Source organism: Saprospiraceae bacterium, assembly GCA_026129545.1.
Classification (GTDB): Bacteria; Bacteroidota; Bacteroidia; order Chitinophagales; family Saprospiraceae; genus M3007.
In genome coordinates, this window is the sequence record JAHCHX010000001.1 from 3,110,989 (window position 1) to 3,135,630 (window position 24,642).

Genomic DNA, 24,642 nt, shown 5'->3' on the forward strand with positions numbered 1-24,642 from the left:
GCGTGATTATGAATTTCCGAAAGGGGGATTACGCTTTGTTGCAATGGTCTGTTGGTTATCTGGCTGAAAGCCAAGGGGGAGGATTAAGTGGTCGTTAAAAGGGTTGTTTTATTGTTCATAAAGCACCCTAAATAATAGGGCACGTTTTGAATTTTACGGGTTTCACTTTGTAAAGGCGATAGATAAGGGCTACTTCGGGGCCGCCGCGACCGCGTGTGACGAGGTCCACATCCGACCAGATATTCACGTCGTAGGTGAAGCCAATTGTCCATGTGCGCCAAAGCACCTCGACGTGAGGGATAAGCGCATCCTGATAGCGGTGGCGATAATTCACACCGATTTGCAAAGCAAGTTCTCGATATGGGTTCTGATTGAGATGCATTCGGATGCCTCCGCCATACACGATTTCTCGATAACCGCCTTGTCGTTGGAAAAGCCCTTGCCCTACCAAGTCAAAAGTATTGGACATTTGAAGAAGTCCCAATGCGTAGATGGACATCTTGCTGTGAAGCCGTACGTTGCCGGGGTCAGTTAGGCTCGACGACCAAAAATCGTGATTGGGCCGATTGATGTGGTGCATACCACCTCCCACATCAAGGCGGTGGCGCTTTTCCTCTGCTTGAAAACGCACGTTGACCCCAGCACTGAGGTCGAAGTATTTCAGGCTGTTGTTCTGAAAAAGCTGGTCTTCCCGCATATCCGCATTGGGGTCAAAGATGCAGTCCACCCATTGAGCATCGAAGGTGAGCCGATTGGTGCTGAATGCCCGTTGACCAAAAGCTGGCGTTACGCCTGCGGTGAGGTAGGTGTTCCGAGCCAATGGGAGCGTGGCCGAAATCGGAATGCCTATTTGCATGGAGGTCAAATTGAGACTGCCTTGCCTGTCGTAGTTCACGATGAGCGAACCTGTCAGGTAGCGGTCATATTTCCCTTTTGTCCAGTAAACCTTGTTTTCGAAGCTGCCGGAAAATGTGGTGTAAGGCACCGGCACACTATGCCATTGGCTGCGGTAGTTGCCCACAAAACGCATATCCCCGCCAAACACGCCCGCAAGCCCCGGGCTTAGATTGAGGGGCGAATTGCCAAATTGAGAAAAGTGAATGTCTTGCGCGTTCGCGGCAAAAACCGGGAGTAAAAGCGCAAGCAGGAGGATGATTCGCGGGCATGTGGTAAAAGTGTTCACAGTCGCTGAATTTTGGATTTGGTACACGTTCGGTACAAAATAACAGGCATATCGCAGCCCTACAAGCCGGTTTGGATTGCTTCAACGGCAAATGTTGTACCAATGAGACAATCTGCACCCGAGTGGAGGATTGCGTCAAAAAGACTAAAATCGAAGGAGGAGGAATCGCAGCACCCTTACAGGGAGGCAGACAGGCGTTGCGATTAAAATCATGAGATAAAGAAACCGGCGTAAAGTTAGTGTTTTCGCCGGAAGGCAAAATTTTTCAGGGGGATTAACACAAAAAAGGTTTGCCGTATAGCCGACAAACCTTTAACAAATTGGCATAAATGCTCAAAATGTCATTGCTGAATCACCATTCTCAGCATGGATGCTCGCTGACCCGCACTGATGCGCAGTAAATACAACCCTGAGGGTAGTTCGGGATATTCGAGTTGGCGAGTGAGCATACCTGTCTTGAAATTGGCGATTTCTCGGTGCAGCATCTTCCCTTCGGGGTCATACAGAGATATTTCAATATCCTCCGTTGCTTCTCCATTCAACTCAAGCGTGAAAACGCCACTGTTTGGATTGGGGAACAGCCGGCTGGTGCTGAGCCATTCGTGGTTTTGGGTGGCGACGATGCCGACAATCTGCTCTATCACACTCGACCCGCATATATTTTGGGCTGTCAAACGCACCGTATAGGTACCCGCTAGGGTATATGTGTGCGAAATTGAAGTGGAGGAGCTGTTGCTGGTGATACCATCGCCGAAGTCCCATTGATATGCGGTGGCACCGCCACTGGAAGTGTTGGCAAAATGGATTGTCGTCCCCTCTATATGGTAAGTGAAACCCGCTTGGGGAATTTGATTGGCCGCCGACAAGATTACTTCAAGGGCTTGGGATTGCCCACTCGCGTCAGTCGCTGTCACTCCATATATGCCCGGGGCGAGGTCGTCGGCAGTGGGGCCAGCCTGTCCGTTGCTCCATGAATAACTGAACGGGGGCACCCCTCCCACCGCACCCACCGTGGCCGAACCATCGAACGCGACTGGGCAACTGGGTTGGGTCGCGGAGAGGAGTTGAAGCCCCAAGGGGCTTACAAACAACATTTGTGCAAAGAAGATAGAGTTGGTGGTTCCTGTCGAGTTATGGTTGCCAATCGTCAGGGTGGCACTACTTGTGTTCCCCCCAACCACCAGTTTGTTGGGGCTTGCATCCATGCTGATGCCATTGTCGCCACTTGCTCCCACGAATGACTCGGCGTGTGCCACAGAGCCATCGGCAAGCGACACTTTTGCAAAGAATGGGTCAGCATTGCCTTGTGGGCTTAGAATGAACGTGCCAAAAAGAGCAGTGCTGACAAACGAGCCGAACATAAAAAGGTGGTTGTCAGCCACTGCCGACCAAATGGGGTAGTTGTCGCCCGTCCATGCGATTTTCTTCGCCCACTCCACCCCGCCAGAAGAGGAGGTCAGCGCCGTCGCCCATATATGGTAGTCGTCAGTGCCACTTTCGGCGGTCAGCGAAATGCCCGGCGCAAAGGTGGTCGTATGTTTGAAACTGGCCACAGCAAACACCCGTTGCGCCGAAGGGTCAAGGGCTATGGTCAGTCTGGTGGACGACCCCGAGCCTCCCGTGAATTTTTTCTGCCAAAACAAAGTGCCGCTCGTTGTGCTTCTTTTTTCAACAAAAAAACTGCCGCTCCAACAATAGCATCCAAACGGGAAACCACTATAAGTCTGGGCATGATGACCGCTGGTGTAAACACTCCCATTATTGTCTAGGCGAATGTCGAAAACTTGGTCGCGGTTGGAAGAGGAGCCTGTCGAAACGGCCCACTCCACTTGGCTCAGATTGGGCGAAAGTTTCAGCAGATACCCATCTTCTCCACCAATGGCCGACAAACTGTAGGGGCCATAAGTGACAGTGCCAAATTGTCCGCCAGCCACATAACAGTTCCCAGCCGCGTCGGTGCGTACTACCCTTGCCCAGCTTTTCCCGACACCAGACGTTTGGAAGGTGGCCAGCAATTGGCCGCTTGCGCTGTATTTCGCCAAATATGTCAAACTATCACCCGTGGTTGGGCTTGCCTCTATGGTGCCCGCCACAAATACGTTGCCCTGTGCATCGGTGGTGACATGGTTTGCCTTAGGTTCGAATAGCTGAACCCACTCCGCCTTGTTGGCTTGATTCAATTTGAGAAGGTAATGACGAGTGGTGGTGTTGTCGGGAGTGGCAGCCGTCAAGTCGTCGAAAACTACGGTGCCCCGAATGGTGCCTGTCAGATAGGTGCTACCGTCGGGACTGGCAGCAATGGAGGTGTTGGTAAGAGTGCCGGCAGGGGGGGCGGAATATCTTTTGGCAGTATTCCAATTTTGAGCTGTTAGCAAAACGGTTGAGAATAGGGTGAAAAGGGCTGGCAGGAAGAAATTTGGTCTCATCTTTCAAAAAAGTTGGTTTGACGTGAAAGAAATGGTTTACTATGCTTGGCTGGGCAAAAGTGTGTGCCTGCCACCTGCGCAGAAAACCCGACAATGGGTGAAATCATAAAAATCACGGCTCTACCGGAAAAGCTAGAACGGGGGGCAGGCTCCTAACGGGTTTCCGGGAAACGAACCGGATTTTGCATCGCCATACCGATTGACGTGGAGCATTTTTTCAAATACCCCCGTTTTTTTGAACAAACGATGCCTTTCCAGACTTTGGACTTATTAACTTCGCTTCTCTTATTTTCTTCACAATTAGTCTTGTCACATGACCAAATCAGAACGGATACAGTTAGTAAAAGAGACCAACTGGCACGCCCTTTCAGAGCAGGAGGTTTTTGAAAAATTGGAGACCAATAAAAGCGGACTGAAAGAGACCGCCGTCGCGGAACGATTGGAGATGTATGGCCCGAACACGTTGCCCGCTCCCAAGCAACCCACGATTTGGGACATTCTCTTGCATCAGGTTGCCAATCCCTTGATTTTTATTCTGGTGGCAGCCGCCATCGCATCAGTAATGATTGGGGAAGGCGTGGATGCCTTGTTTATATTCGTGGTCATCGCCCTCAATACCGCTCTCGGAGCCTATCAGGAATTCAAGGCGCAAAAGAGCGCCTCGAGTTTGCAAAAGATGTTGAAGATAAAAGCACTCGTGCGGCGCGAAGGGAAAAGCAAAGAGGTGCCTTCCGAAGACTTGGTGCCGGGCGATGTGGTGTTGCTCGAATCGGGCGCAAAGGTGCCTGCCGACTTGCGGCTGTTCGAAGCGAACAACCTCGCATCCGACGAGAGTTTTCTCACGGGAGAGTCGGTAGCCGCCGAAAAACACACCAACCCTTTGGATGAGGGTACAGTGGTGAACGACCGAGACAACACGGTGTTCGCTGGCTCCACCATCACTTCCGGTCGAGGGCGAGGCATCGTCATTTCGACTGGCACGGCGACACAAGTAGGCATGATTGCCCAGAGCGTAGCGGAGTCCGACACGGCCAAACCACCGTTGGTGCAGCGGATGGAAAAGTTCACTAAGAACATTAGCGCGATAGTGTTGGGTCTGAGCGTCGTCTTGGCCATCCTGCTCCGTTTTCAAGGTTACGACGCGGCTGCTATTTTCTTTTTTGTGGTGGCGCTGGCCGTTTCTGCCATTCCCGAAGGCTTGCCTGTGGCGCTCACGGTAGCCCTTTCCATCGCAACCAAACGAATGTCGAATCGCAATGTGATTGTGCGCCGACTGACCGCCGTGGAGAGTTTGGGCAGCTGCACCGTCATTGCCAGCGATAAAACAGGGACGCTCACCGTCAATCAGCAGACGGCCAAGCAGGTTGTGTTTCCTAACGGAAAAACATTTAGCATTTCTGGAGAAGGCTATCAAGGCGAAGGCAAAGTGCTTTCGGAAGGAAATGCGTCGCTCGACGATGACGAGATGATTCAGTTAAAGCGCCTGACCGAAGTGGCTATTTTGGCAAACGAGGCCAGCCTGGTGTATGAGCAAGACGAGTGGAGCCACCGCGGCGACGCGATGGATGTCGCATTGCTTGCATTGGGCTACAAAGTAGGGTTGGCCCCGATGGAAATGAAGGAAAACACGCCGCTGCTGGGCGAGATTCCTTACGAGTCGGAGCGCAAATTTTCAGCCGCGTTTTTTGAAAAAAATGGGAAAACATGGGTAGCCGCCAAAGGTGCGGTAGAGACTATACTTGACTTTTGTACCCATGCACAACAGGGCGACGAGCAGGTATCTCTTGAACGAAAAAGCATTGAAAAACAGGCAGATGAAATGGCCGAGAATGGTTTGCGCGTGTTGGCCTTTGCAGGCGGGGCGTGTCCTGATTTTGAAAAAAAATCAAAACACGATGCCGACGAGCTTAGCGGGCTGACTTTTTATGGCTTGGTCGGGTTTATTGACCCCTTGCGCTCCGAAGCAGCGGACGCAGTGAACAAATGCAAAAAAGCGGGCATCAAAGTCTTGATGATTACGGGCGACCACCCCGCCACAGCAGGTGCCATCGCGCAAGAACTGGGTATTTTCAAGGCAGACGAACAGACGGTGGTGACGGGGCAGCGACTCAGTGAAGCGGGTGGCCCCGACGACACGGCTTTTCAGGAATTGGTGCTTTCCACGACGGTGTTCGCTCGTGTGTCGCCCACTCAAAAATTGGAAATCGTGGATGTGCTCATCAAAAACGGCGAGTTTGTGGCCGTGACGGGCGACGGCGTGAACGACACGCCTGCCCTCCGCAGGGCTAATATCGGGGTGGCGATGGGGTCGGGTACCGACGCGGCGAAGGAGGTGGGGTCTATGATAATCGTGGACGACAATTTCTCTTCCATCGTGGCGGGTGTGGAAGAGGGGCGCTTTGCCTACGACAATGTCCGCAAAGTGATTTTCCTGCTTATATCAACCGGAGCGGCAGAGGTCTTTTTGTTTATCGCGGCCATCATGTTCCAATTGCCGCTGCCATTGCTGGCCGTGCAATTGTTGTGGCTCAATCTGGTGACCAACGGCATCCAAGATGTGGCACTTGCCTTTGAGGGTGGCGAGCCGGGAGCGATGAAACGGAAACCTCGCAAGACCACCGAACGCATCTTCAATCCCCGAATGATTAGCCAAACATTGGTGTCGGGCGTCACGATGGGGCTAATCGCTTTTGGCACTTGGTATTGGCTTATCGAAATCGTGAAAATGGATGAGGAATCCGCCCGCAACGATATACTTTTGCTTTTTGTGTTGATGCAGAACGTGCACGCTTTCAACAGCCGCTCCGAAACGACCTCCGTTTTCAGGGTGCCGCTGAGCCGCAACTATTTACTGGTGTTTGGCGTCCTCGTCGCGCAGGGCATTCACATATTGAGCATGCACATCCCGTTCATGCAGGGTCTGCTACGAGTGGAGCCTGTCAGCCCCTTCTATTGGAAGACCCTTCTCCTCTTGGCAGCCACTATTTTGGTAGTGATGGAAGTGTTCAAATGGTGGGTGCGAAGGCGCGAGGGATGACCCGGCGACGGGTTCCTTCTAATTACTCTACTTTTGGCCCAAAATCAGGTAAACAGTGGCATCAAATGATTCCAGATACGCAGCGCAAAAATGGTACGCCAAGCTGCGCTTGGGTTGGATTTTCAACACATCCACCTTTATCGGCAACTTGGCCATCGCGTTGATTATTACTTATTTTTTTAGGCGCTTGGGCTATGGCGACGAGGTGGATTATGTGTTTTTGCTCACGGTATTGTCCATTGGCCTTTGGATAACCGAGGCTATCCCACCTTTTGCGGTTGGCATTCTCATCGTCACGATGCTGCTTTTTGGCTTCGGGACGGACTACCTTTTTTCGGAGAGCAGCTCGGTAGAGATATATGTCGGCACCTGGAGCAGCAACGTGGTATGGTTGCTGTTGGGCGGTTTTTTCCTGGCGGAGGCGATGAAGGAAGCCGAATTGGACCGCAACCTGTTCAGGCTTGTGATTCGGAGGTTCGGCAATGACCCAGAGCGTCTGCTGATGGGGCTAATGTTCGTCACGGCTTTTGGCAGCATGGTGATGTCGAACACGGCCACGACAGCCATGATGATTTCGTCCATCATGCCGCTCATCCGTGTGTTGGGTGCTCAATCCAAGTACTCTATTGCTTTGCTGACGGGCATCCCGGCTTCGGCGACCATTGGCGGCATTGGCACCATCATCGGCAGCACGCCCAATGCCATCGCGGTGGGAGCCTTGCAGGAAAGAGGCATTCACATCACTTTCATTGATTGGATGCTGGTGGGATTGCCGACGGCGCTTCTCTTGATATGCCTGTTTTTCAGGTATTTGAGCCGACAACTCAACATCAAGGACACCGAGCTCGACCTTTCAAAAATACCAGAAAGCGAAAAAAAGGTCGAGCCATTCAAGCGCAGGGCTGTCATCGTCACTTTGATAGCGACCATCGCGCTCTGGGCCACCGAACCCATACACGGCATCCCGGTGGCGGCCACATCGGCAGTGCCGATATTGTTGCTCACGCTCACCCAAGTTATCAATTCGGACCAAGTGCGCACATTGCCTTGGGACACGCTCATGTTGGTAGCAGGTGGCTTGGCGCTCGGGCTTGCCTTGGTGGAGGTGGGATTGGCAGCCATCGTGATGCAGCAAATCAACAACCTTCCCGTCCCCACGCTTGCGGTGGCATTTCTCTTCAGTCTCATCGGCGTGTCGCTGTCGAATGTGATGAGCAATACCGCCGCCGCTTCCATCTTGATGCCGCTTGCCGTGAGTTTGCCTCAGCCTTTCGGCACGGCTGTGCCGGTCATAGTGGCCATCAGCTGTTCTTGTTCGCTGCTGTTGCCCGTCTCGACACCCTCGAATGCGGTGGCATATTCGACTGGTTTGATTCAACAGAAAGAATTTCGCCGAGGTGGGGTGTTTTTTATGTTCGCCGGGCCTATTGCCGCTTTTGCGGCGGCGATGCTTTGGGTTTGGCTGTACATGTGAATGCCGCCACGCGCTTTGGCGGTGGTTTAATGATACTGCAAAAGTTTGCGGAGCGTCTCCTTTTTTTGCTCGTAGTTGCCTTGGTTTCCATCAACTCGAAATCGGGAGTCGGCAACACTTGCCGCTCCCCCAACAATGCCGCCCACAGCGCCGCCCACAATGGCGAAAGCAAAGCCGTTGACGAAGCGAGGCACACGGATAATGGAATTGGGGTCTGCGTCCTTTGCAGAAAGAATGCCCGCCACGAAACCTATACTTGCACCCATCGCAAAACCATATTTGACCCCATGCCCCCTCCGCCCCATCTGTTTTAAACTTCGCGCCGTTAGGTTTTGGGCATGGCTGCAATCGCAATCTGCTAAAAATCAAGAACATCAATCATGTTCATCTAACAAATCCTAGCGAATCAAGGTATAATTTCACGATGCGCGAAATGGGTATTTCAATTTGCTGAATAGAGGTATCGAACATGGAAGAAACCAAGATGGACGAGTCGAGCAAAACTTCCATTCTTGCAATGAACACGTTGGGCGGTTTTTGAAGGTAAAACTTGGCTTCGCAGCCCAACCGCTGGGCATTTTGCCCTTGGGCGACATCCCTGCAAAGGATGAGAACAAGGAGAATGAGGCAGGCATTTTTCATAATCGAGACATTGGATTTGCCACCATGCCACAAAGTTTTGCCCACCAGCCCATTGCTTTTTCTCGAATGTCGCCAGATTCGGATTTTGTTTTATTGCATTCAAATAATAGGGAGCAAACTTCACTCGCTGCGTAACGAGCGCACTGGGTTGGCCAATGCCGCACGCACACTTTGCACCCCGACCGTCAGCACAGCTACGGTGAGCGTCGCCAAAAGTGAAATGATAAAAATGCCCGCGCCAACCGAAATCCGGTAGGTGTAGTCATCGAGCCACGCATTCATGGCCCACCAGGAAAAGGGTGTCGCAAAAACGAACGCAATGACAATCAAGCGCGTATATTCTTTGCCGAAGAGCCAGAGGATGCCTGAAACGCTGGCACCAAGCGTCTTTCGGATGCCGACCTCCTTGCGTTTGCGTGTCACCATGAAAGCCGCCAGCCCGTACAATCCGAGGCATCCGATGAAAATGGCGATGCCCGCAAAAGTGCGTACGAGCCTCAGAATCATCGTTTCCGCTTCCATAAAATCGGCCATGCGCTCGTCCATGAATCGGTGTTCGTAGTAGTGATTGGGATAGTGGCGCTCCCACACTTCTTGGATTTGCGCCAGCACAGGGGCCGGGTTGCCGGGGTTGAGTTGCACGGCGCAAGTTCTGTAGTCTTCAGCCCGCGAGCCGATGGCGATGGGGGATATTGGGTCGGAAAGCGACCAGTTGTGAAAATCGCGGATAACCCCCACGACAGGTGCCGTTATTTGGTCCACCGTGATTTTTTTATTCAGGATTTCATCGGGGGAAGCGAGGTTCAGTTTTTTGATAAATGTCTCGTTGACAAGGAATTCACGGGTGGTGTCGCTGGGCTGGATATTGCGCCCCGTCACCAATTGAAGCCCAAACGTTTCCAAATAATGAGAATCAGCAGGCTTGTCGTTGGCCAACCACGGCTCTCCGTCGGGGCGATTGTCGAATCGGACACCCGTCTGGTTGTTGCTGCCTGCGGCAGGTGGCTGGTAGCACAACGACACGCTTTTCACGCCGCTAATCTGCGAAAGCTGCTCTCGCAGGCTGTTCATATTGGACGGCTCTGGCACTTCGAGGGTCAGCACCGCCCCGGGACGAAATCCCCAATCGGATTCTTGCGCAAAGCGCATCTGAGCCGACACCACCACTACGCCGATGATGAGTATTTGCGAAATCGTGAACTGCGTGGTCACCAACACCCGCCGCAGCGAAAAACCACCCGCCTTCGGCACATCGGAGGAGGCTTTAAGGGCGGTGGCGGGGTTGAAGCCAGATTGCATCAGGCCGGGGTAAAAACCTGCCATCAGGGTCAGCACGACACCCATGACCACGAGAAATATCGCCATTGCCATGAGGGATGGCGCATCGAACCGTAGTTCGTGTTCGAGCCATTGGTTCAGATAAGGCAGGGCAAGCCAAGCCATCAAGAAGCCCAAAAACAACGAAGCCGCCACTATTAGCCCCGTTTCAAACATGAACTGCCAAAACAATTGCCTGCGGGTGCTGCCCAGCGACTTGCGCACACCCACCTCGCGGCTGCGCGTGAGGGCCTGCGCGGTGGCCATATTGACAAAATTGACGCATGCGGTGATGAGCAGGAACAATCCAATAAGCCCCAGCGCCCATAGGTATTTTTTGCTGATGCCAAACCCGTATTCGGTATCGAAATGCAAATCGAGCAGGGATTTCGCCTTGTAATGGAACAAATCGGGCGATTCGGGGTGAGGGTATTTTTTTTTGATGATTGACAAAAAGCGGTCGAGTTCACCGATGTCGTGTCCCTTTTGCAGCAGGGCTAAACAATAGTTGTTGCCACGCGCGCCCGCCCATGAGTCCAGCCCGCTTGTCGTGGGAGCGCTGTTTCTCAATGTTTCAAAAGAGCCAAGTATTTCGCGCTTGTAGTCTGTGTTGACGGGCAAATTGTGAAGGATGCCGACCACCCTCAAATCCGTCTTGTTGTTGAGGCGCAGGGTTTGCCCCAAAGCATCGGTATCGCCAAAATACTTTCGAGCCAGTTTTTCGCTCAATATCACCGTGTTGGGTTCGGCCAAGGCGCTTGCCTCGCCGCGCAGCAAAGGCAAGTCGAGGATGTCGAGATACTCAGGCTCCACCCACGCGAAGTTTTCTTCCTCCTTGTATTTGTCTCTGTTGCCCAATGGGTTAACGACACTGACGTACATCTCATCATAGCCGGAGCACATGGCTGTTTTTTCCAGAAAGGCGCACTCGGCGCGAAGGGTTTTGGCCATCGGCGCGGGCACCCCCGCGAACGGCATCAATACCTCCGTGCGCACATCCATCACGACCCGCGCTACGCGCGCCCCGTTTTTGTGGTAGGTGTCGAAACTGAGGTGATGCCGGATGAGCGCGAATATCAAAATCCCACAGGCGACGCTCATGCCCAAGCCCAATACGTTCAGCAGGGCGTAGTCGCGTTGTTTGGCGAGTTTTCGGAGGGCAACGGAAAGGTAGTTTTGAATCATAAGCGTAACGCTGGCTTTGGTCGGCATCTCATTTCCCCATACCTCGTGCCGAAATGCTTAGGGGTTGATTTCCAAATTTTTAGCGCCGGGTGGGAGCGAGCAAGGTGTTCGGAATCGGACGGTGGGGTGTGCGGGAGCGGACGGGGGCTTTATGCTGTTTTGTTGTTTCCCGCAAATCCAACATCCAATGTTGGATTTGCAAACAAAGGGGGGAAAATTAGAAAAGGGGCAGTGGATGGATGCGAGAGTGGAATTGTGGATAGGTGTTCATCGGCCTTTTTCAAAAACATTCTCCAAATGCCATTTAAGGTTTTTAGTTTGAGGGAAATGAACTTCATTGTTCGGCAGAGCGGCACGTTTACTAAACCTTGAAGGTTTAGTAAACGTGGGCTAAATCTCCCGATAATCCTCCGCCCGAAAACGCGGGGTACACACACAAAAAAACACCAAGTCGCCCTTCCCGGTATTTTCAATCCGCTGTCGCGTGCCCGCCGGAATGACGACCACGTCGCCCGGGCCTACATCCGTCGGGGGCAAATCGCCCACTTCCACGCGGCCTTGCCCGGAGGCGATGAGGTAGCGTTCCACCGTGCCGACCAAAAAATGCCAGCGCGTCTGGCTGCCTTCCGGCAGCCGGGCGCGAGCGATAGAAGCCGCCGGGTCGTCGGGCGAGTTGAGGTTCTCGAGGATGAAGACCCCTTCTTCGATGAAGAACTCTTCGGACTCGCTGGGTTTGAAGATTCGTGGTTTCATATACTTATTCACTTCGCAGGCTTTTCACCGGATTCGCCAGCGCCGCCCTGATACTTTGAAAACTGACCGTCAAAAACGCGACTGCCACCGCCACAACCCCTGCTCCTGCCAGCATCCACCATTCCACCGAAACGCGGTAAGGATAGTCGCTCAGCCATTTATTCATCCCGTAAAAAACGAGCGGCGATGCCAGCACAAACGCCATGCCCAGCAGTTTCAGATAACCCGAACTGAGCAGCCCGACCACCGACAGCACGCTCGCGCCCAACACTTTGCGAATACCGATTTCTTTTGTTTTCTGAAAAGCCGTGTAAGTCGTCAGGCCGAACAACCCAAAACATGAAATCAGAATAGCGAGCAAAGCGAAATATCCAATCAAATCCGAAAGCCGTTGCTCCGCTTCGTAGCTGCGGGCAATGCCTTCATTCAAAAATTGTGGCTCGAACACTTTTTCCGGGAAAAACTGCTGCCATGTCTTTTCGATATGTGCCATGCCTTCCGTGAAACGCCCGCCCTGTAACCGAATCGAAAACGTGTTGAACTGGTTGGGACTGACGACCAAAGCCAATGGCAGGATTTCGCCGCGCAGCGAGGCAAAATGAAAATCGCGGAACACACCCACCACCTGCCCCTCACGGCCTTCCATGTTGATGCGCTTGCCCACTGCATTTTCCGGCGTGTGCCAGCCGAGGGTTTTCACCGCCTGTTCGTTGATGAGGTAGCCGCTGATGTGGTCGGTGCCGAAAGATTTGTCGAAATCGCGCCCAGCGAGTATTTGGAGGCCATACAATTCCGAAAAATCGTAGTCCACCGCCATCGCCGACATGAACAGGTTGTCTTCCGGGCGGATACCGTCGGTCGTAAAATTGCGCCGCACCGAGCCAAAGCCCGGCACACCTTGCGACTGCGTCACCGCCACAATGGACGAATTTTTCATCAATTCCTCCTCAAACGCGAGGGTTTTGCTGCGCCAGCTCTGGTCAATCTGCCCGAACAGGGCGTTCATGTTGGCGCTGAACAGCGGCACCCGCAACACATTGTCCTTTTCAAATCCCAAGGGGAAATTGCGCAAATAGTGCAGTTGTGAAAAAATCACAATTGTACCCGCAATGAGTGCGATTGCCACAAAAAACTGTGCAGCCGTGAGCATTTTTCGCAGCAAGGCCCCACCCGGCGTGCCAGTCGCGCCCTTTAGCCCAGCCACTGGCTGGAAGCGACTGATGAACCATGCCGGATACCCCCCTGCCAGCAGCCCCGCCGCGATAAAAATCAACGAAAAAAGCCCCAACATCGGCCAATCGCGCATATATTCAAGTTTGATTTCCGTACCCGTCACTCGATTGAGCAAAGGCAGCCCCAGCACCACCAACACCAACGACATCAAAAAAGCCATAAAGCCCATCAGCAGCGACTCGCCGAGATACTGCCGCATCAGCGCCCCCCGACCCGCCCCCAGCACCTTGCGCAAACTCACCTCGCGCACCCGCTGCATGGCCGAGGCAGTGGTCAGGTTAATAAAATTGATGCAAGCAATCAGTAACGTGAGCAATCCGATGGTGAGGAAGATGCGCAAAAAATGGGTGTTTGCTGCCGCTATTGGCTCATTGTCCGCCGCTGATTTCAAGTGAATATCGCGCACGGGCAACAACGAAAACTCCTGCTTGTCGCGCACTTGCGGATTGCCGAATTGACGAATAAACGCGCTCATTTTCCCCGCCACCACATCGGGGCTGGCATTATCGGCAAGCAGGAGATAGGTGTAAGAATGAGATGCCACCCAGTTTTGCGTGAGGTTGTCACGAATTTGGTCGCGGGAGTTGTCCGGTTCGATGTCGTACATCGCCGAGTAGGGCGCGAGAAAATCGAAGCGAAGGTGGGCGTTGGAAGGCCAGTCGCGCACCACGCCTGTCACCTTGAACGGCCCTTGGTTGGCGAGATAGAGCGATTTGCCGAGCGCGGGCTGGGCGCCAAAGAATTTGCGGGCGTTGGTTTCATTCAGGACAATGGAAAACGGTTCGTTCAGCGCCGTGGCCGCATGGCCTTCCAGAAAGTCGAAGGTCAGGATTTGCAGGATGCTGCTGTCGGCAAAATGCGCGTCTTCGACTTCAAACTGCTTGTTGCTCCCGGGTTCGCGCACACTCACGCTGCGCGGGTACATCCGCGCAGCGACTTTGATTTCGGGAATCTGTGCCGCCAGCAAGGGCGCCATCGGGGCCGGGCTGTTGATGAGCACCATGTCGGGGTCGGCAAATCGCGGCAGGTAGTTGACCCGGTAAGCGGTTTTTTCATTTTTCTGAAAATCGTCGTAACTGTGTTCGTGCCGGATAAAGAGGATGACAAGAAAACAACACGCCAGCCCAAGTGCCAGCCCTGCGATATTGAGGAAGGCATAGAGGCGGTTTTTCAGCAAGTTGCGGAGGGCGATTTTGAGATAGTTTGAGAGCATTTTTTGTTGATTTGCCTACCCAGGCGAGCGGGTCGGGCGAGTGGTGCGTTATACTTCGCGCCGCCAAGTTTTGGGCATGACTAAAAGCGCAATCTGTTCAAAATCAGGGAGAGCAATCATGGCCACCCGACAAGCCATAGCGAATCATGGTATAATTCGTTGGAGCGTATTTTAATTCAAAAAATCGAACAGCCAAATCACCAAGAGTTCACTCACTTCGCAACGACTTCACCGGGTTCGCCAGCGCCGCCTTCACGCTCTGAAAACTGACCGTGAGAAACGCCACCAAAACCGTGACCACCAGCGAAAGCAGAAAAATGCCTGCCCCGATGGAAATGCGATAGGCGTAATCGGCCAGCCAGTTGCTCATCGCCCACCAAGCCAGCGGCGCAGCCACGACGAAAGCAAACACAATCAACCGGACGTATTCCTTCCCGAACAACCAAAGAATACCCGGCACCGACGCACCCAGCGTCTTGCGGATGCCTATTTCTTTCGTTTTGCGAGCCACCATGAACGCCGCGAGGCCGTACAGTCCAAGACAACCGACAAAGATGGCGATGCCCGCAAACAAGCGAACCAATTGCAAAAGCATCGCCTCCTCTTCATAAAATTCAGCAATCCATTCATCCATGAAATCGTATTCGTAGAACTGGTCGGGGTAAATCGCCGTCCAAGTTTTTTCGAACGCGGCGAGGGTGGGCTGAGTGTTTTGCAAATTTATCTTCACCGCGCACACATCGTAGTTTTCTATGTCGCTCCCCATGCACACCGGTTCGATGGCATCCCGGAATGAATGGTTGTGAAAATCTTTCACCACGCCCACCACGGTGTGCAGCCGACCGTCCACGTCGAGTTTTTTGCCGATGATTTCTTCCGCCGATGCGAGGTTGAGTTTCTTCACAACAGTTTCATTCACAATAAACTCACGCAGGGTATCACTAGCTTGCAAGTTGCGGCCAGCCACGAATTGAAGCCCGAATGTCTCGGCATAGCTGGCATCGGCAAATTTGAAATTGATAGCCCAGGGTTCCCTCTCGTTTCTGCCTTCCAGCTGGACTTGCGTTTTCCAGTTTGCCCCCGAAGCAGGTGGTTGCATGCACAAGCTGATTTGTTCCACACCGGCAATCTGCTCCAACTCCTGTTTGAGCGTTTTCTTTTTATCTGTTTCGCTGTCAGCCAAAGGAAGCGTCACGATACCCTCGCGCCGGAAGCCGAGGTCGGCGGTGCGGGCGTATTCCATTTGCGCCGTCACCACCACCGCGCCAATGATGAGTATTTGAGAAATGGCAAATTGAACACCGACCAACACACGACGGAGTGAAAAACCACCCACCCGTCGGCTATCGAGCGCGCCTTTGAGCGACTCCACAGGCCGAAAGCCCGACTGCACCACGCCCGGATAAGCACCCGCCAAAAAAACCACGACAAGCATGAGCAAAGCCAAAAAACCATAGAGCAACCCGTCCCGCGAAAAATCGAGCGTCAAACCCAAGCCCGTCAAATCGTTCAGGAAAGGCATTCCCAATCGCGCCAGCATTAGGCTTAAACCAGTGGCTATCAATACGATAAGACTTGTCTCGGCCATGAATTGCCCAAACAACTGACCACGCGTGCTGCCCATTGTTTTGCGCACACCCACCTCGCGAGCGCGGTTGAGCGCCTGCGCGGTAGCCATGTTGACAAAGTTGACACAAGCCGTCAACAACAGAAAAAGCCCGATGAGCGAGAGTGTCCAGAGGTAACTTTTGCTGGTACCCGAACCATAGTCGGGATCGAGGTGGATGGAATTGAGTGGCAGTGTATGATAGTACCAGTTTTTCACTTCCGGATGGAAATATTTTTCTCGAAAACCTGCGAATGCCGATTCCAGTTCTGCCGCCGAATGACCCTCGCGGAACAACACATAACATTGAGTGCCCCCCCGAATACCGCCCCAATTTTCGAGCATGCGCCGGGCATTCGAATCAACAGCCTCCATCGTTTTCCATGAAGTGTACATTTGGTATTGCAAGGCCGTGTTGTCAGGGATATCTTTCAAAATACCCACGACCCGGAGAGCGAATTCGGCGTTGAGTTTGAATGTTTTGCCCACAGCATCGGTAGTGCCGTAGTATTTGCGGGCCAGTTTTTCGGTCAAAAGGGCAGTATATGGCTCCCGGAACTCCGAGAAGCTGCCTTGCGTCAAAGGCAAATCGAAAATGTCGAACAGCTCTGGCTCGGCTAACGCATGGGTGTTTTCCTCTTTAAATTTGACAGGTGCCGCACCTTGCTCTTCAATGGTAATCAAAGAATTGCTGCGGCTCGACACCATCGCCGTTTTTTCCAAAAAGGAATACTCCTGTCGCAGCGCCGCTGACATGGGGAAAGGCGTGAGCGGCATTTTTTCCACCGTCTCGCCACGCGATTCGGTGCCAATTAGGGCAATCCTATCAGTCTTCGTGTGCCAAGTATCGAAGCTCAAATGCTGACGCACCAGCAGAAAAATCAGGATGCTACACCCAAGGCTCAACGCCAATCCAAACACATTGAGCAAGGTGTAAGACAGGTTTCTCCGCAGGTTGCGCAGGGCAACGGTGATATAATTTTGAATCATAGCGTTATTTTTGTACCTTGATTTGCCAGCACCTCGTGATTGCCCTCCCTGATTTTGAATCAATCAGTACTTCATCCTTGCTGAAAACTTGACGACGCGAAGCGTGGAAGACCGGAGAAAAGAAAAGGAAGGTCAACATCACTTTTCAAATTTTCCCCTCGTTCTTCCCCACACCCCGTGCCGAAAATCTTATCAATTGATTATCAATTTTTTGCAAAATAAAAAACACCGACAAGTTGTTCAGTTTCGGACGCTATGGTGTGCGAGAGCGGACAGCCATGGGGGAAGCTGCGCAAATCCGCCTTTTCCTTACCTTGCCCCGTAAAAAAACAGCCGCCCAATGGAATTGGCACCCGCCATATTGCTCGCCGTCGGTGTGACACACCTTGTCCGCAAAACGCTGGACACCGCACGTCTTGCCCCTGCGTGGGACAGAGTGTTGGCAAACGTATGGCTGGGGTCCACCGTGTATTTCGTTCTGTCGCTCGTGCCATTTTTAAGTTTCCTTAAAGATTGGTACGGCAGACTGATATACGTCTTGTTGCTCATCACCGTCTATTTGTTGCGCGAACATCGTTCCGCACGCTTGCTGGCGGGTGCTCTGCTGCCCGTCGCCGCAATCTATTTGGTGAATAACCTATTTCGCGCCACGCTCCCATCTTTTTACAACAGCTACAAAGAGTTCTTCGAGTCTGCCGCGACGTTCGCTGGCCTGTGGCTCTTTGGTTTTGGCATTTATGCGATGGTCCAAAACAATCGCGAGCGCAAGCAGCGACAAAAACAGGAAGAACGCATCCGCCAAGCCGAAGCCCGAAAAGCAGAACTCGAACACCTCGTGGCCGAGCGCACCGTTGAATTGACCCAACAAAAAGACGCGCTCGAAAAAACCCTCACCGAACTCAAAGCCGCCCAAGACCAGCTCATCCATTCCGAAAAAATGGCCTCCCTCGGCGAACTCACCGCTGGCATCGCCCACGAAATCCAGAACCCCCTGAACTTTGTCAACAACTTCTCCGAACTCAGTGTCGAACTCGCCCACGAACTGCTGGATGAACTCGAAAAACCCAACTTAGACCGGGAGCTCGTAAAGGATTTGGTGAGCGACTTGACCCAAAACCAAGAAAAAATCAACCACCACGGCAAACGCGCAGCCAATATCGTAAGCGGAATGCTCCAACACGCACGCAGCAGCACCGGCGCCAAAGAACCCACCGACCTCAACGCTTTGGCCGACGAATACCTGCGGCTCAGCTATCACGGCCTGCGAGCAAAAGACAAAAGTTTCAACGCCAAAATGAACACAGAATTCGACCCCGCCATCGGCAAAATCGAAGTGGTGCCGCAAGATTTCGGGCGGGTGCTGTTGAACCTGATAAACAACGCTTTCTACGCCGTTCATCAAAAAGCAAAGCAAGCCTCGGAGGGCTACAGCCCCACCGTCACCATCAGTACCAAAAAACTCAAGAACGCCATCGAAATCCGCATCCGCGACAACGGCACGGGCATCCCCGACAGCCTGAAAGCCAAAATCTTCCAGCCTTTTTTCACCACCAAACCCACCGGGCAAGGCACGGGTCTGGGCCTTTCGCTGGCCTTCGACATCGTGACCAAAGGACACGGCGGCACGATGGAAGTGGAGACGAAAGAAGGCGAGGGGACGACCTTTATCATTCAACTGCCACAACAGAAAGAAAAATGAAAATTTTAGTCGTTGACGACGAGCAAGACATCAAGGCGCTGTTCCAACAGCGTTTCCGGCGCGAAATCCGCGAGGGCGCCTTCCAGTTCGCCTTTTGTTTCTCAGGAGAAGAGGCATTGACTTTTTTGCAGGAACACCCCTCTGAAGCCATCCTGATTTTGTCCGACATCAATATGCCCGGCATGAGCGGGCTGGAACTGCTGAGCAAAATCCGTGAAAAAACCCCTGCCCCACCGCCATTCATCGTGATGATAACGGCCTACGGCGACCCCGAAAAACAAGCCGAGGCCATGCGCCTCGGCGCCAACGATTTTCTGAACAAACCACTGGATTTTAATAAATTGAAAGAGAAATTAGAGCAATTACAGAAGTGACACCTTTGAGAACCGCTTTAGGAAAAAACAACCGAACGGCCTTGTCATCCTGAACAAAGTGAAGGAACTACACAAGCCAAGCAACGATGAGAGGGTTCAAAAAGAACTTTCACAGCAATAAAAGTTGTGTAGCTCCTTCACTTTGTTCAGGATGACAAGGCAAACGCATCACTTCTCCACAGTACGTTATGAGCGCCAAACACAAAATATTAGTCGTGGATGACGAAGACGACGTGGCACAACTCATCCGCCAGAAATTCCGCCGCCAAATCCGCGAGGGGGAATATGAGTTCGTGTTTGCGCAAAACGGCAAGGAAGCACTCACTCGGCTCCACGAACACCCCGACATCGAAGTCGTGCTTAGTGACATCAACATGCCCGAAATGGACGGCCTCGCCCTGCTCCAAAAAATAGACGAGACGCACCCGCTGCTCAAGACCGTCATCATATCAGCCTACGGCGACATGGCCAACATCCGCACGGCCATGAATCGCGGCGCCTTCGATTTCATCACCAAACCGCTGGATTTCAACGACTTGGAACAGACGCTCCGCAAGACCCTCAAATTCAGCGAGCAACTCAGAGAGACCGTTCGGGCACTGCAGGAGAACAACATCCTGAAAATGTATGTGGACGACAGTGTGCTGCGCTTCATGTGTACCCGCGAGTTCGAGTCCACACTGCTCGTCAGCGAAACCATCGAAGCCACCATCGCTTTCATTGACATCTGCGGCTTCACGGCCATCTCGGAGCGCGAGCCACCCGACGAAGTGGTGCGCCTGCTCAACAAGTATTTCGACATCATCGTGAAGGCCATCATCGCCGAGAGCGGTGCAGTGGACAAGTTCATGGGCGATGCCGTGCTGGCCGTCTTCAAAGGCGACGACCACCTCGCACGCGCACTCCGCTCCGCGCTCGCCGTGAACGCCAACATCCAGTCCATGAAAGACACACTATCGGACGCGCAGACCTTCCTGCCCAAACTCTCCACAGGCATCAACACGGGCGAGGTGATTTCGGGCAATATAGGCTCCGACACGCTCCGCCGCTTCGATTTCACGGTCATCGGCGACGTGGTGAACACCGCCCAACGCCTACAGTCCATCGCCCAGCCCGGACAGATTCTGGTCAACCAAGCGACTTACGAAAAGGTGGGCGCTCGCTTCCAATGCCGCCCTGTGGGCGAGCTGACGCTCAAAAACAAAGCAAACGCTGTGATGGTGTGGGAGGTGGTGGGGTGATGGGGTGGGAGGGGCGCTGTGGCGGCGTTTAGGAGGCATGGGCATACATCCGTTGTTCTCCCATTTTTATTAGACAGTATCCGGAATTAGTGTGGTAAGATGCCGCGCACTTACCTTTGCGTCATGGTAGCGTTACGATACCGAGACATACGTGAGAAAAAGGACCGAGTCCTTCGGCTCACAGGTTTTCAACCGGTAGAACTCGAGGCATTATGCGCCAAATTCACACTAGTTTGGGAAAAATACATCAAAAACAACACGCTTGAGGGCAAGCCCCGGAAGCGACAGGTCAGAAAAGAGCGAAAGAACTCCATGCTGCCCACCTCGGAAGACAAGTTGCTGTTTTTGCTGTACGAGCATAAAAACTACCCTACGCAAGAAGTTTTAGCCACCCAGTTTGGGATGAAGCAGCCTCATGCGAACATGTGGTTGAAAATCCTTCGCCCGATCTTGCAAGAAACCCTTCAACGGGAAGGCGATTTGCCGCAACTTGTTTCAGAGCATTTGGACAGGGCCATCGGTGAGCGTCAGCGGGTGATCATAGACGGCGTGGAGCGCCCCATATTGCGTTCAGGGGACAACGAAACGCAACAGGAGGAATGCAGCGGTAAAAAAAAGACATTGCGTCAAGAACGTGCTGATTTCGGGCGACGATAAGAAGATTATCTACCTCAGCCCGACCTATAGCGGTTCCGTTCACGACAAAACCATTGCAGACGAACAGGATTTTCAATTTCAAAGAACGATCGATTTGCTTCAAGACAGCGGCTTTCAAGGCTTCAAACCCAAAAACGCCAACATCGTCCAGCCTCTCAAAAAGCCCAAGGGCAAAGAACTGACCGATGAACAAAAAGAACAGAACAAGGACAAATCAAAAGTTCGGGTTGTTGTTGAACACAGCATCCGTGGTGTCAAAATCTGGCGAATAGCCAAGGATGTGTGCCGAACTTGGAGGGTTGACCTGCGAGATTACCACATTTTCGTCCCCTGCGGGCTTCACAACTTCCGGTTGCGAGCACGCGGCAGACTATCACACTAATTCTGTATACTGTCTAATGCAGAACCCGAAACAGTTATCATCCTAAAAATATCCCTTCACCCCCTTCACCGCTTCCTCCAGCCCACTCGCATCGCTGCCCCCAGCCGTAGCAAAAAACGCCTGACCGCCGCCGCCGCCTTTAAGATGCTTTTGGGCGAGTTCGCGGACGATGGTGCCAGCATTCAAACCCCTTTCTTTCACCAAAGTGTCGCTGATTTTGACGGTCAGCAGTGGCTTGTCGTTGGCGACGGAGCCGAATGCGATGACGGCGTTTCCGAGTTCACGGTCGAGTTCGTAAGCGAGCGTTTTCACGGCGTTGGCATCGCTGAGCGGGAGTACGGCTGCGATGTGCCGAATGCCATTCAGCACCACAACTTTGGAGCGGAGGCTGTCACGGAGGCTGTTCGTCTGCTCCTGCACGAAGCGTTCGATTTCTTTTTGCAAGCGTTTGTTTTCCTCCTGCAAATCGAGGACGGCCTTCGAGGGGTCTTTCGGGTTTTTGAACGCCGAATCATAGACTTCCAAACGCTCCAATTTTTGTTCGATAAATGCCTCTGCTCCGGCAGCAGTCACGGCTTCCACGCGGCGCACCCCAGCGGCGACGGCGCTTTCGGCGGTGATTTTGAAAAAGCCGATTTGACCCGTGCGCTGCACATGGCAGCCGCCGCAGAGTTCGCGGGAGAAGGAGGGGTCGAACGTAATCATGCGCACCGTCTCGCCGTATTTTTCTCCGAAGAGCATCATCGCTCCCGCCTTTTTGGCTTCTTCGATGGGCAGTTTTCGCGCTTCTTCGAGGGCGATGTTTTCGCGTATTTTTTCATTGACGAGGCGCTCCACGCGGGCGATTTCCTCGTCGGTCATTTTCTGAAAGTGCTGAAAGTCAAAGCGCAAAGTCTCATGGTCGAGGTAAGAGCCTTTCTGCTGGACGTGCGTGCCGAGCACCTTGCGCAGCGCGGCGTGGAGCAGGTGTGTGGCCGAGTGGTTGTTCTCCGTGAGGCGGCGTTTCCAGCCGTCCACAGAACATTCCACCGTGCGGTCCATCACGAACTCCGGCAACTGGTCCACGATGTGGATGACGAGGTCGTTTTCCTTTTTGGTGTCGAGCACGCGGATTTTTTCGTTCGGGCCAAAAGTCATGTAGCCCGTGTCGCCCACCTGACCGCCGCCTTCGGGGTAGAAGGGCGTTTTGTTCAGCACGATTTGGTATTGTGGCTGGCCTTTGAGCATGACGGTGCGGTGTTTCACCACTTTCGCGTCGTCCACTTCGAGTTGGTCGTAGCCGACAAATTCAAACTGGTTGATATCGCGCAACACTGTCCAGTCGCCCACCTGTTTGGCGGCGTCTTTTCTGGAACGCTCTTTTTGTTCCTGCAAAGCGGCTTTGAAGCCTTCCTCGTCCACCGTCCAGCCTTTTTCGCGGGCGATGAGTTGGGTAAGGTCGAAGGGGAAGCCATAGGTGTCGAACAATTCGAAGGCCTGCTGGCCGGAGATGCCCCCCTCTGCTTTTGGAGAGGGGCTGGGGGTGAGGCTTTCGATGCGTTTCAGACCCGATTCGAGCGTCCGCAGGAATCCTTTTTCCTCTTCCAAAACCACCCGCGACACGAAGTCAACCTGCGCTTTCAATTCGGGAAAAACATCGTGAAACTCATCGGCCAAAATCGGCACCATGCGATACATCACAGGGTCTTTTTGATTGAGGAAAGAGTAATAGTAGCGCACGGCGCGGCGCAGGATGCGGCGGATGACATAGCCCGCGCCGGTGTTGCTCGGCATTTCGCCATCGGCAATGGTGAAACTCACGGCTCGCAGGTGGTCAGCCACGACGCGCATGGCGACGTCGCTTTTGAGCCATTCAGGGTTAATTCCGGGATAGGTGCCTTCGTAGTGATGGCCGGTCGCTTTTTCCAAAAAATGGAAAAGCGGTTTCCACAAATCGGTGTCGTAGTTGGAAGCGACACCCTGCACGGCGCGACAGAGGCGCTCGAAACCCATGCCCGTGTCAACGGATTTGGCGGGCAGTTCTTCCAGCGAGCCGTCGGCTTTGCGGTTGAACTCCATGAACACGTTGTTCCAAATCTCGATGACGTTGGGGTCGTCGGCGTTCACGAGAGCGCGTCCGTCTTTTTTAAGTCGTTCAGCGTCAGGACGCAAATCCACATGGATTTCGGAGCAAGGGCCGCAGGGGCCTTGGTCGCCCATTTCCCAGAAGTTCTCTTTTTTTCCAAAAGCTAGGATGCGGTCTTCGCTCACGAATTGTTTCCACACGTCGAATGCTTCTTGGTCGAAGGGCAGTTTTTCTTTATCGTCGCCTTTAAAAACGCTGACGTAGAGGCGGTCTTTCGGAATTTTATAGACCTCTGTGAGCAATTCCCACGACCACGCGATGGCTTCTTTTTTGAAATAATCGCCGAACGACCAGTTGCCCAACATCTCGAACATGGTGTGGTGGTAGCCGTCGAAACCGACGTCCTCGAGGTCGTTGTGTTTGCCCGAAACGCGGAGGCATTTCTGGGTGTCGGCCACGCGGGGAGCGGGCGGTTTTTGGTTGCCCAAAAAGAAGTCTTTGAGCGGCGCCATGCCGGAGTTGATGAACAGCAGGGTGGGGTCGCTCTTGGCCACGATGGGCGCGGAGGGGATGATTTTGTGCTCTTGGGAAGCGAAAAAGTCGAGGAATTGGCGGCGGATGTCGCGGGAAGTCATTGTATTTTAATGCGCTAATGAGGGAATGTGCTAACGAAAAAATGGCTTTGGTGCAGAATTGGCACATTGGCACGTTAAATCAAATAGCACATTAAAAAAAGAGGCGCAAAGGTAGGGCGATTTCAAAACAAATTAGCGCCGCGCAGAAAGTCTGTTTGGTTGCGTCCGCCGATGTGCCAGAAAAAAACTACCCCTTGTGTTCGCCGTCGTCGGGCGGCAGGGTGGCTTTTCGCTCCTTCGGAGCTCGACCAGCTTCTCGAAGTGCCTGATGAATAATCCATTCCAATTGCCCGTTCACGCTGCGGAACTCATCGGCGGCCCATTTTTCGAGTGCCGTGTATGTGGTTTCGTCCATGCGGAGAACAAATGATTTTTTTGATGCCATGATGTTTGCGGTTGGCGGTTGGCCTGAACAAAACAAGTATGGGGTTGACGAGGACGGACTAGCGTGAATGAAGATTGAATTGCTCCCAATATGCAGTGTATCAATGTTCATCAACGAAAGCCTGTCCTCGTCAACCCTACTTCGG

17 protein-coding genes are annotated in these 24,642 nt (G+C 53.0%); 8 read left to right on the plus strand and 9 right to left on the minus strand.

All coding sequences use genetic code 11. From position 1 onward, the window contains the following. Positions 1-127: 127 nt before the first annotated feature. On the minus strand, positions 128-1,183 hold the full coding sequence (locus tag KIS77_12110; protein MCW5923085.1) for a PorP/SprF family type IX secretion system membrane protein: 1,056 nt from the start codon (positions 1,181-1,183) through the stop codon (positions 128-130). Between the two features lie 341 nt (positions 1,184-1,524). After that, entirely contained in the window at positions 1,525-3,609 is a 2,085-nt protein-coding gene (locus KIS77_12115) for a PKD domain-containing protein (protein ID MCW5923086.1), read from the minus strand. 313 nt (positions 3,610-3,922) lie between these two features. Here KIS77_12115 and KIS77_12120 point away from each other — a divergent pair, with 313 nt between their 5' ends. Both KIS77_12120 and KIS77_12125 read left to right on the plus strand, forming a co-directional pair. Further along, the gene (locus KIS77_12120) at positions 3,923-6,646 is read left to right on the plus strand and encodes an HAD-IC family P-type ATPase (GenBank protein ID MCW5923087.1); all 2,724 of its coding nucleotides are present in this window, start codon (positions 3,923-3,925) and stop codon (positions 6,644-6,646) included. Positions 6,647-6,701: 55 nt separating this feature from the next. Then, a complete protein-coding gene (locus tag KIS77_12125; GenBank protein MCW5923088.1) occupies positions 6,702-8,120 on the plus strand; it encodes a DASS family sodium-coupled anion symporter in 1,419 nt (472 codons plus the stop codon). A 26-nt stretch (positions 8,121-8,146) separates the two neighbouring features. Here the strand turns inward: KIS77_12125 and KIS77_12130 are convergent, their stop codons facing one another. Beyond that, on the minus strand, positions 8,147-8,386 hold the full coding sequence (locus KIS77_12130) for a hypothetical protein (protein ID MCW5923089.1): 240 nt from the start codon (positions 8,384-8,386) through the stop codon (positions 8,147-8,149). A 181-nt stretch (positions 8,387-8,567) separates the two neighbouring features. Here KIS77_12130 and KIS77_12135 point away from each other — a divergent pair, with 181 nt between their 5' ends. Then, the gene (locus KIS77_12135; GenBank protein ID MCW5923090.1) at positions 8,568-8,897 is read left to right on the plus strand and encodes a hypothetical protein; all 330 of its coding nucleotides are present in this window, start codon (positions 8,568-8,570) and stop codon (positions 8,895-8,897) included. Here the strand turns inward: KIS77_12135 and KIS77_12140 are convergent. The 4 genes from KIS77_12140 to KIS77_12155 form a co-directional block, all read right to left on the minus strand. After that, positions 8,883-11,264, minus strand: a complete 2,382-nt coding sequence (locus KIS77_12140; protein ID MCW5923091.1) for an ABC transporter permease — start codon at positions 11,262-11,264, stop codon at positions 8,883-8,885. The genes KIS77_12135 and KIS77_12140 overlap by 15 nt on opposite strands. A gap of 390 nt (positions 11,265-11,654) precedes the next feature. Continuing rightward, a complete protein-coding gene (locus tag KIS77_12145) occupies positions 11,655-12,017 on the minus strand; it encodes a cupin domain-containing protein (GenBank protein MCW5923092.1) in 363 nt (120 codons plus the stop codon). Positions 12,018-12,021: 4 nt separating this feature from the next. Further along, the gene (locus KIS77_12150) at positions 12,022-14,463 is read right to left on the minus strand and encodes an ABC transporter permease (protein ID MCW5923093.1); all 2,442 of its coding nucleotides are present in this window, start codon (positions 14,461-14,463) and stop codon (positions 12,022-12,024) included. A 208-nt stretch (positions 14,464-14,671) separates the two neighbouring features. Then, on the minus strand, positions 14,672-17,059 hold the full coding sequence (locus KIS77_12155; GenBank protein ID MCW5923094.1) for an ABC transporter permease: 2,388 nt from the start codon (positions 17,057-17,059) through the stop codon (positions 14,672-14,674). Between the two features lie 340 nt (positions 17,060-17,399). Between KIS77_12155 and KIS77_12160 the strand changes: the two genes are divergently transcribed. From KIS77_12160 to KIS77_12180, 5 genes are all read left to right on the plus strand, one after another. Next, positions 17,400-18,758 (plus strand): hypothetical protein, encoded by a 1,359-nt coding sequence (locus KIS77_12160; GenBank protein ID MCW5923095.1) that lies wholly within the window; start codon positions 17,400-17,402, stop codon positions 18,756-18,758. Continuing rightward, positions 18,755-19,132, plus strand: a complete 378-nt coding sequence (locus KIS77_12165) for a response regulator (protein MCW5923096.1) — start codon at positions 18,755-18,757, stop codon at positions 19,130-19,132. The genes KIS77_12160 and KIS77_12165 overlap by 4 nt, the downstream gene beginning before the upstream one ends. Positions 19,133-19,320: 188 nt before the next feature. Further along, positions 19,321-20,373 carry a response regulator gene (locus KIS77_12170; protein MCW5923097.1) on the plus strand — a complete coding sequence of 351 codons (1,053 nt, stop codon included), beginning with the start codon at positions 19,321-19,323 and terminating at the stop codon, positions 20,371-20,373. A 123-nt stretch (positions 20,374-20,496) separates the two neighbouring features. Then, complete coding sequence (locus tag KIS77_12175) at positions 20,497-21,030, plus strand: transposase family protein (protein ID MCW5923098.1); 534 nt, start codon at positions 20,497-20,499, stop codon at positions 21,028-21,030. Then, positions 21,008-21,412: a hypothetical protein gene (locus tag KIS77_12180; protein ID MCW5923099.1), complete on the plus strand. Its 405-nt coding sequence runs from the start codon at positions 21,008-21,010 to the stop codon at positions 21,410-21,412. Before KIS77_12175 ends, KIS77_12180 begins: the two co-directional genes overlap by 23 nt. Positions 21,413-21,454: 42 nt before the next feature. On the opposite strand, the gene alaS is transcribed toward KIS77_12180, so the two are convergent. Both alaS and KIS77_12190 read right to left on the minus strand, forming a co-directional pair. Continuing rightward, a complete protein-coding gene (gene alaS / locus KIS77_12185) occupies positions 21,455-24,112 on the minus strand; it encodes an alanine--tRNA ligase (protein MCW5923100.1) in 2,658 nt (885 codons plus the stop codon). Between the two features lie 187 nt (positions 24,113-24,299). Continuing rightward, on the minus strand, positions 24,300-24,467 hold the full coding sequence (locus tag KIS77_12190) for a hypothetical protein (GenBank protein MCW5923101.1): 168 nt from the start codon (positions 24,465-24,467) through the stop codon (positions 24,300-24,302). Positions 24,468-24,642 lie beyond the last annotated feature (175 nt).

Excerpts from the sequence above, each read along its gene's own strand:
- KIS77_12115 (MCW5923086.1), bottom strand. The coding sequence starts at position 3,609 with ATGAGACCAAATTTCTTCCTGCCAGCCCTTTTCACCCTATTCTCAACC.
- KIS77_12120 (MCW5923087.1), top strand. The coding sequence starts at position 3,923 with ATGACCAAATCAGAACGGATACAGTTAGTAAAAGAGACCAACTGGCAC.
- KIS77_12130 (MCW5923089.1), bottom strand. The coding sequence starts at position 8,386 with ATGGGTGCAAGTATAGGTTTCGTGGCGGGCATTCTTTCTGCAAAGGAC.
- KIS77_12140 (MCW5923091.1), bottom strand. The coding sequence starts at position 11,264 with ATGATTCAAAACTACCTTTCCGTTGCCCTCCGAAAACTCGCCAAACAA.
- KIS77_12145 (MCW5923092.1), bottom strand. The coding sequence starts at position 12,017 with ATGAAACCACGAATCTTCAAACCCAGCGAGTCCGAAGAGTTCTTCATC.
- KIS77_12150 (MCW5923093.1), bottom strand. The coding sequence starts at position 14,463 with ATGCTCTCAAACTATCTCAAAATCGCCCTCCGCAACTTGCTGAAAAAC.
- KIS77_12155 (MCW5923094.1), bottom strand. The coding sequence starts at position 17,059 with ATGATTCAAAATTATATCACCGTTGCCCTGCGCAACCTGCGGAGAAAC.
- KIS77_12160 (MCW5923095.1), top strand. The coding sequence starts at position 17,400 with ATGGAATTGGCACCCGCCATATTGCTCGCCGTCGGTGTGACACACCTT.
- KIS77_12165 (MCW5923096.1), top strand. The coding sequence starts at position 18,755 with ATGAAAATTTTAGTCGTTGACGACGAGCAAGACATCAAGGCGCTGTTC.
- KIS77_12170 (MCW5923097.1), top strand. The coding sequence starts at position 19,321 with ATGAGCGCCAAACACAAAATATTAGTCGTGGATGACGAAGACGACGTG.
- KIS77_12175 (MCW5923098.1), top strand. The coding sequence starts at position 20,497 with ATGGTAGCGTTACGATACCGAGACATACGTGAGAAAAAGGACCGAGTC.
- alaS (MCW5923100.1), bottom strand. The coding sequence starts at position 24,112 with ATGACTTCCCGCGACATCCGCCGCCAATTCCTCGACTTTTTCGCTTCC.
- KIS77_12190 (MCW5923101.1), bottom strand. The coding sequence starts at position 24,467 with ATGGACGAAACCACATACACGGCACTCGAAAAATGGGCCGCCGATGAG.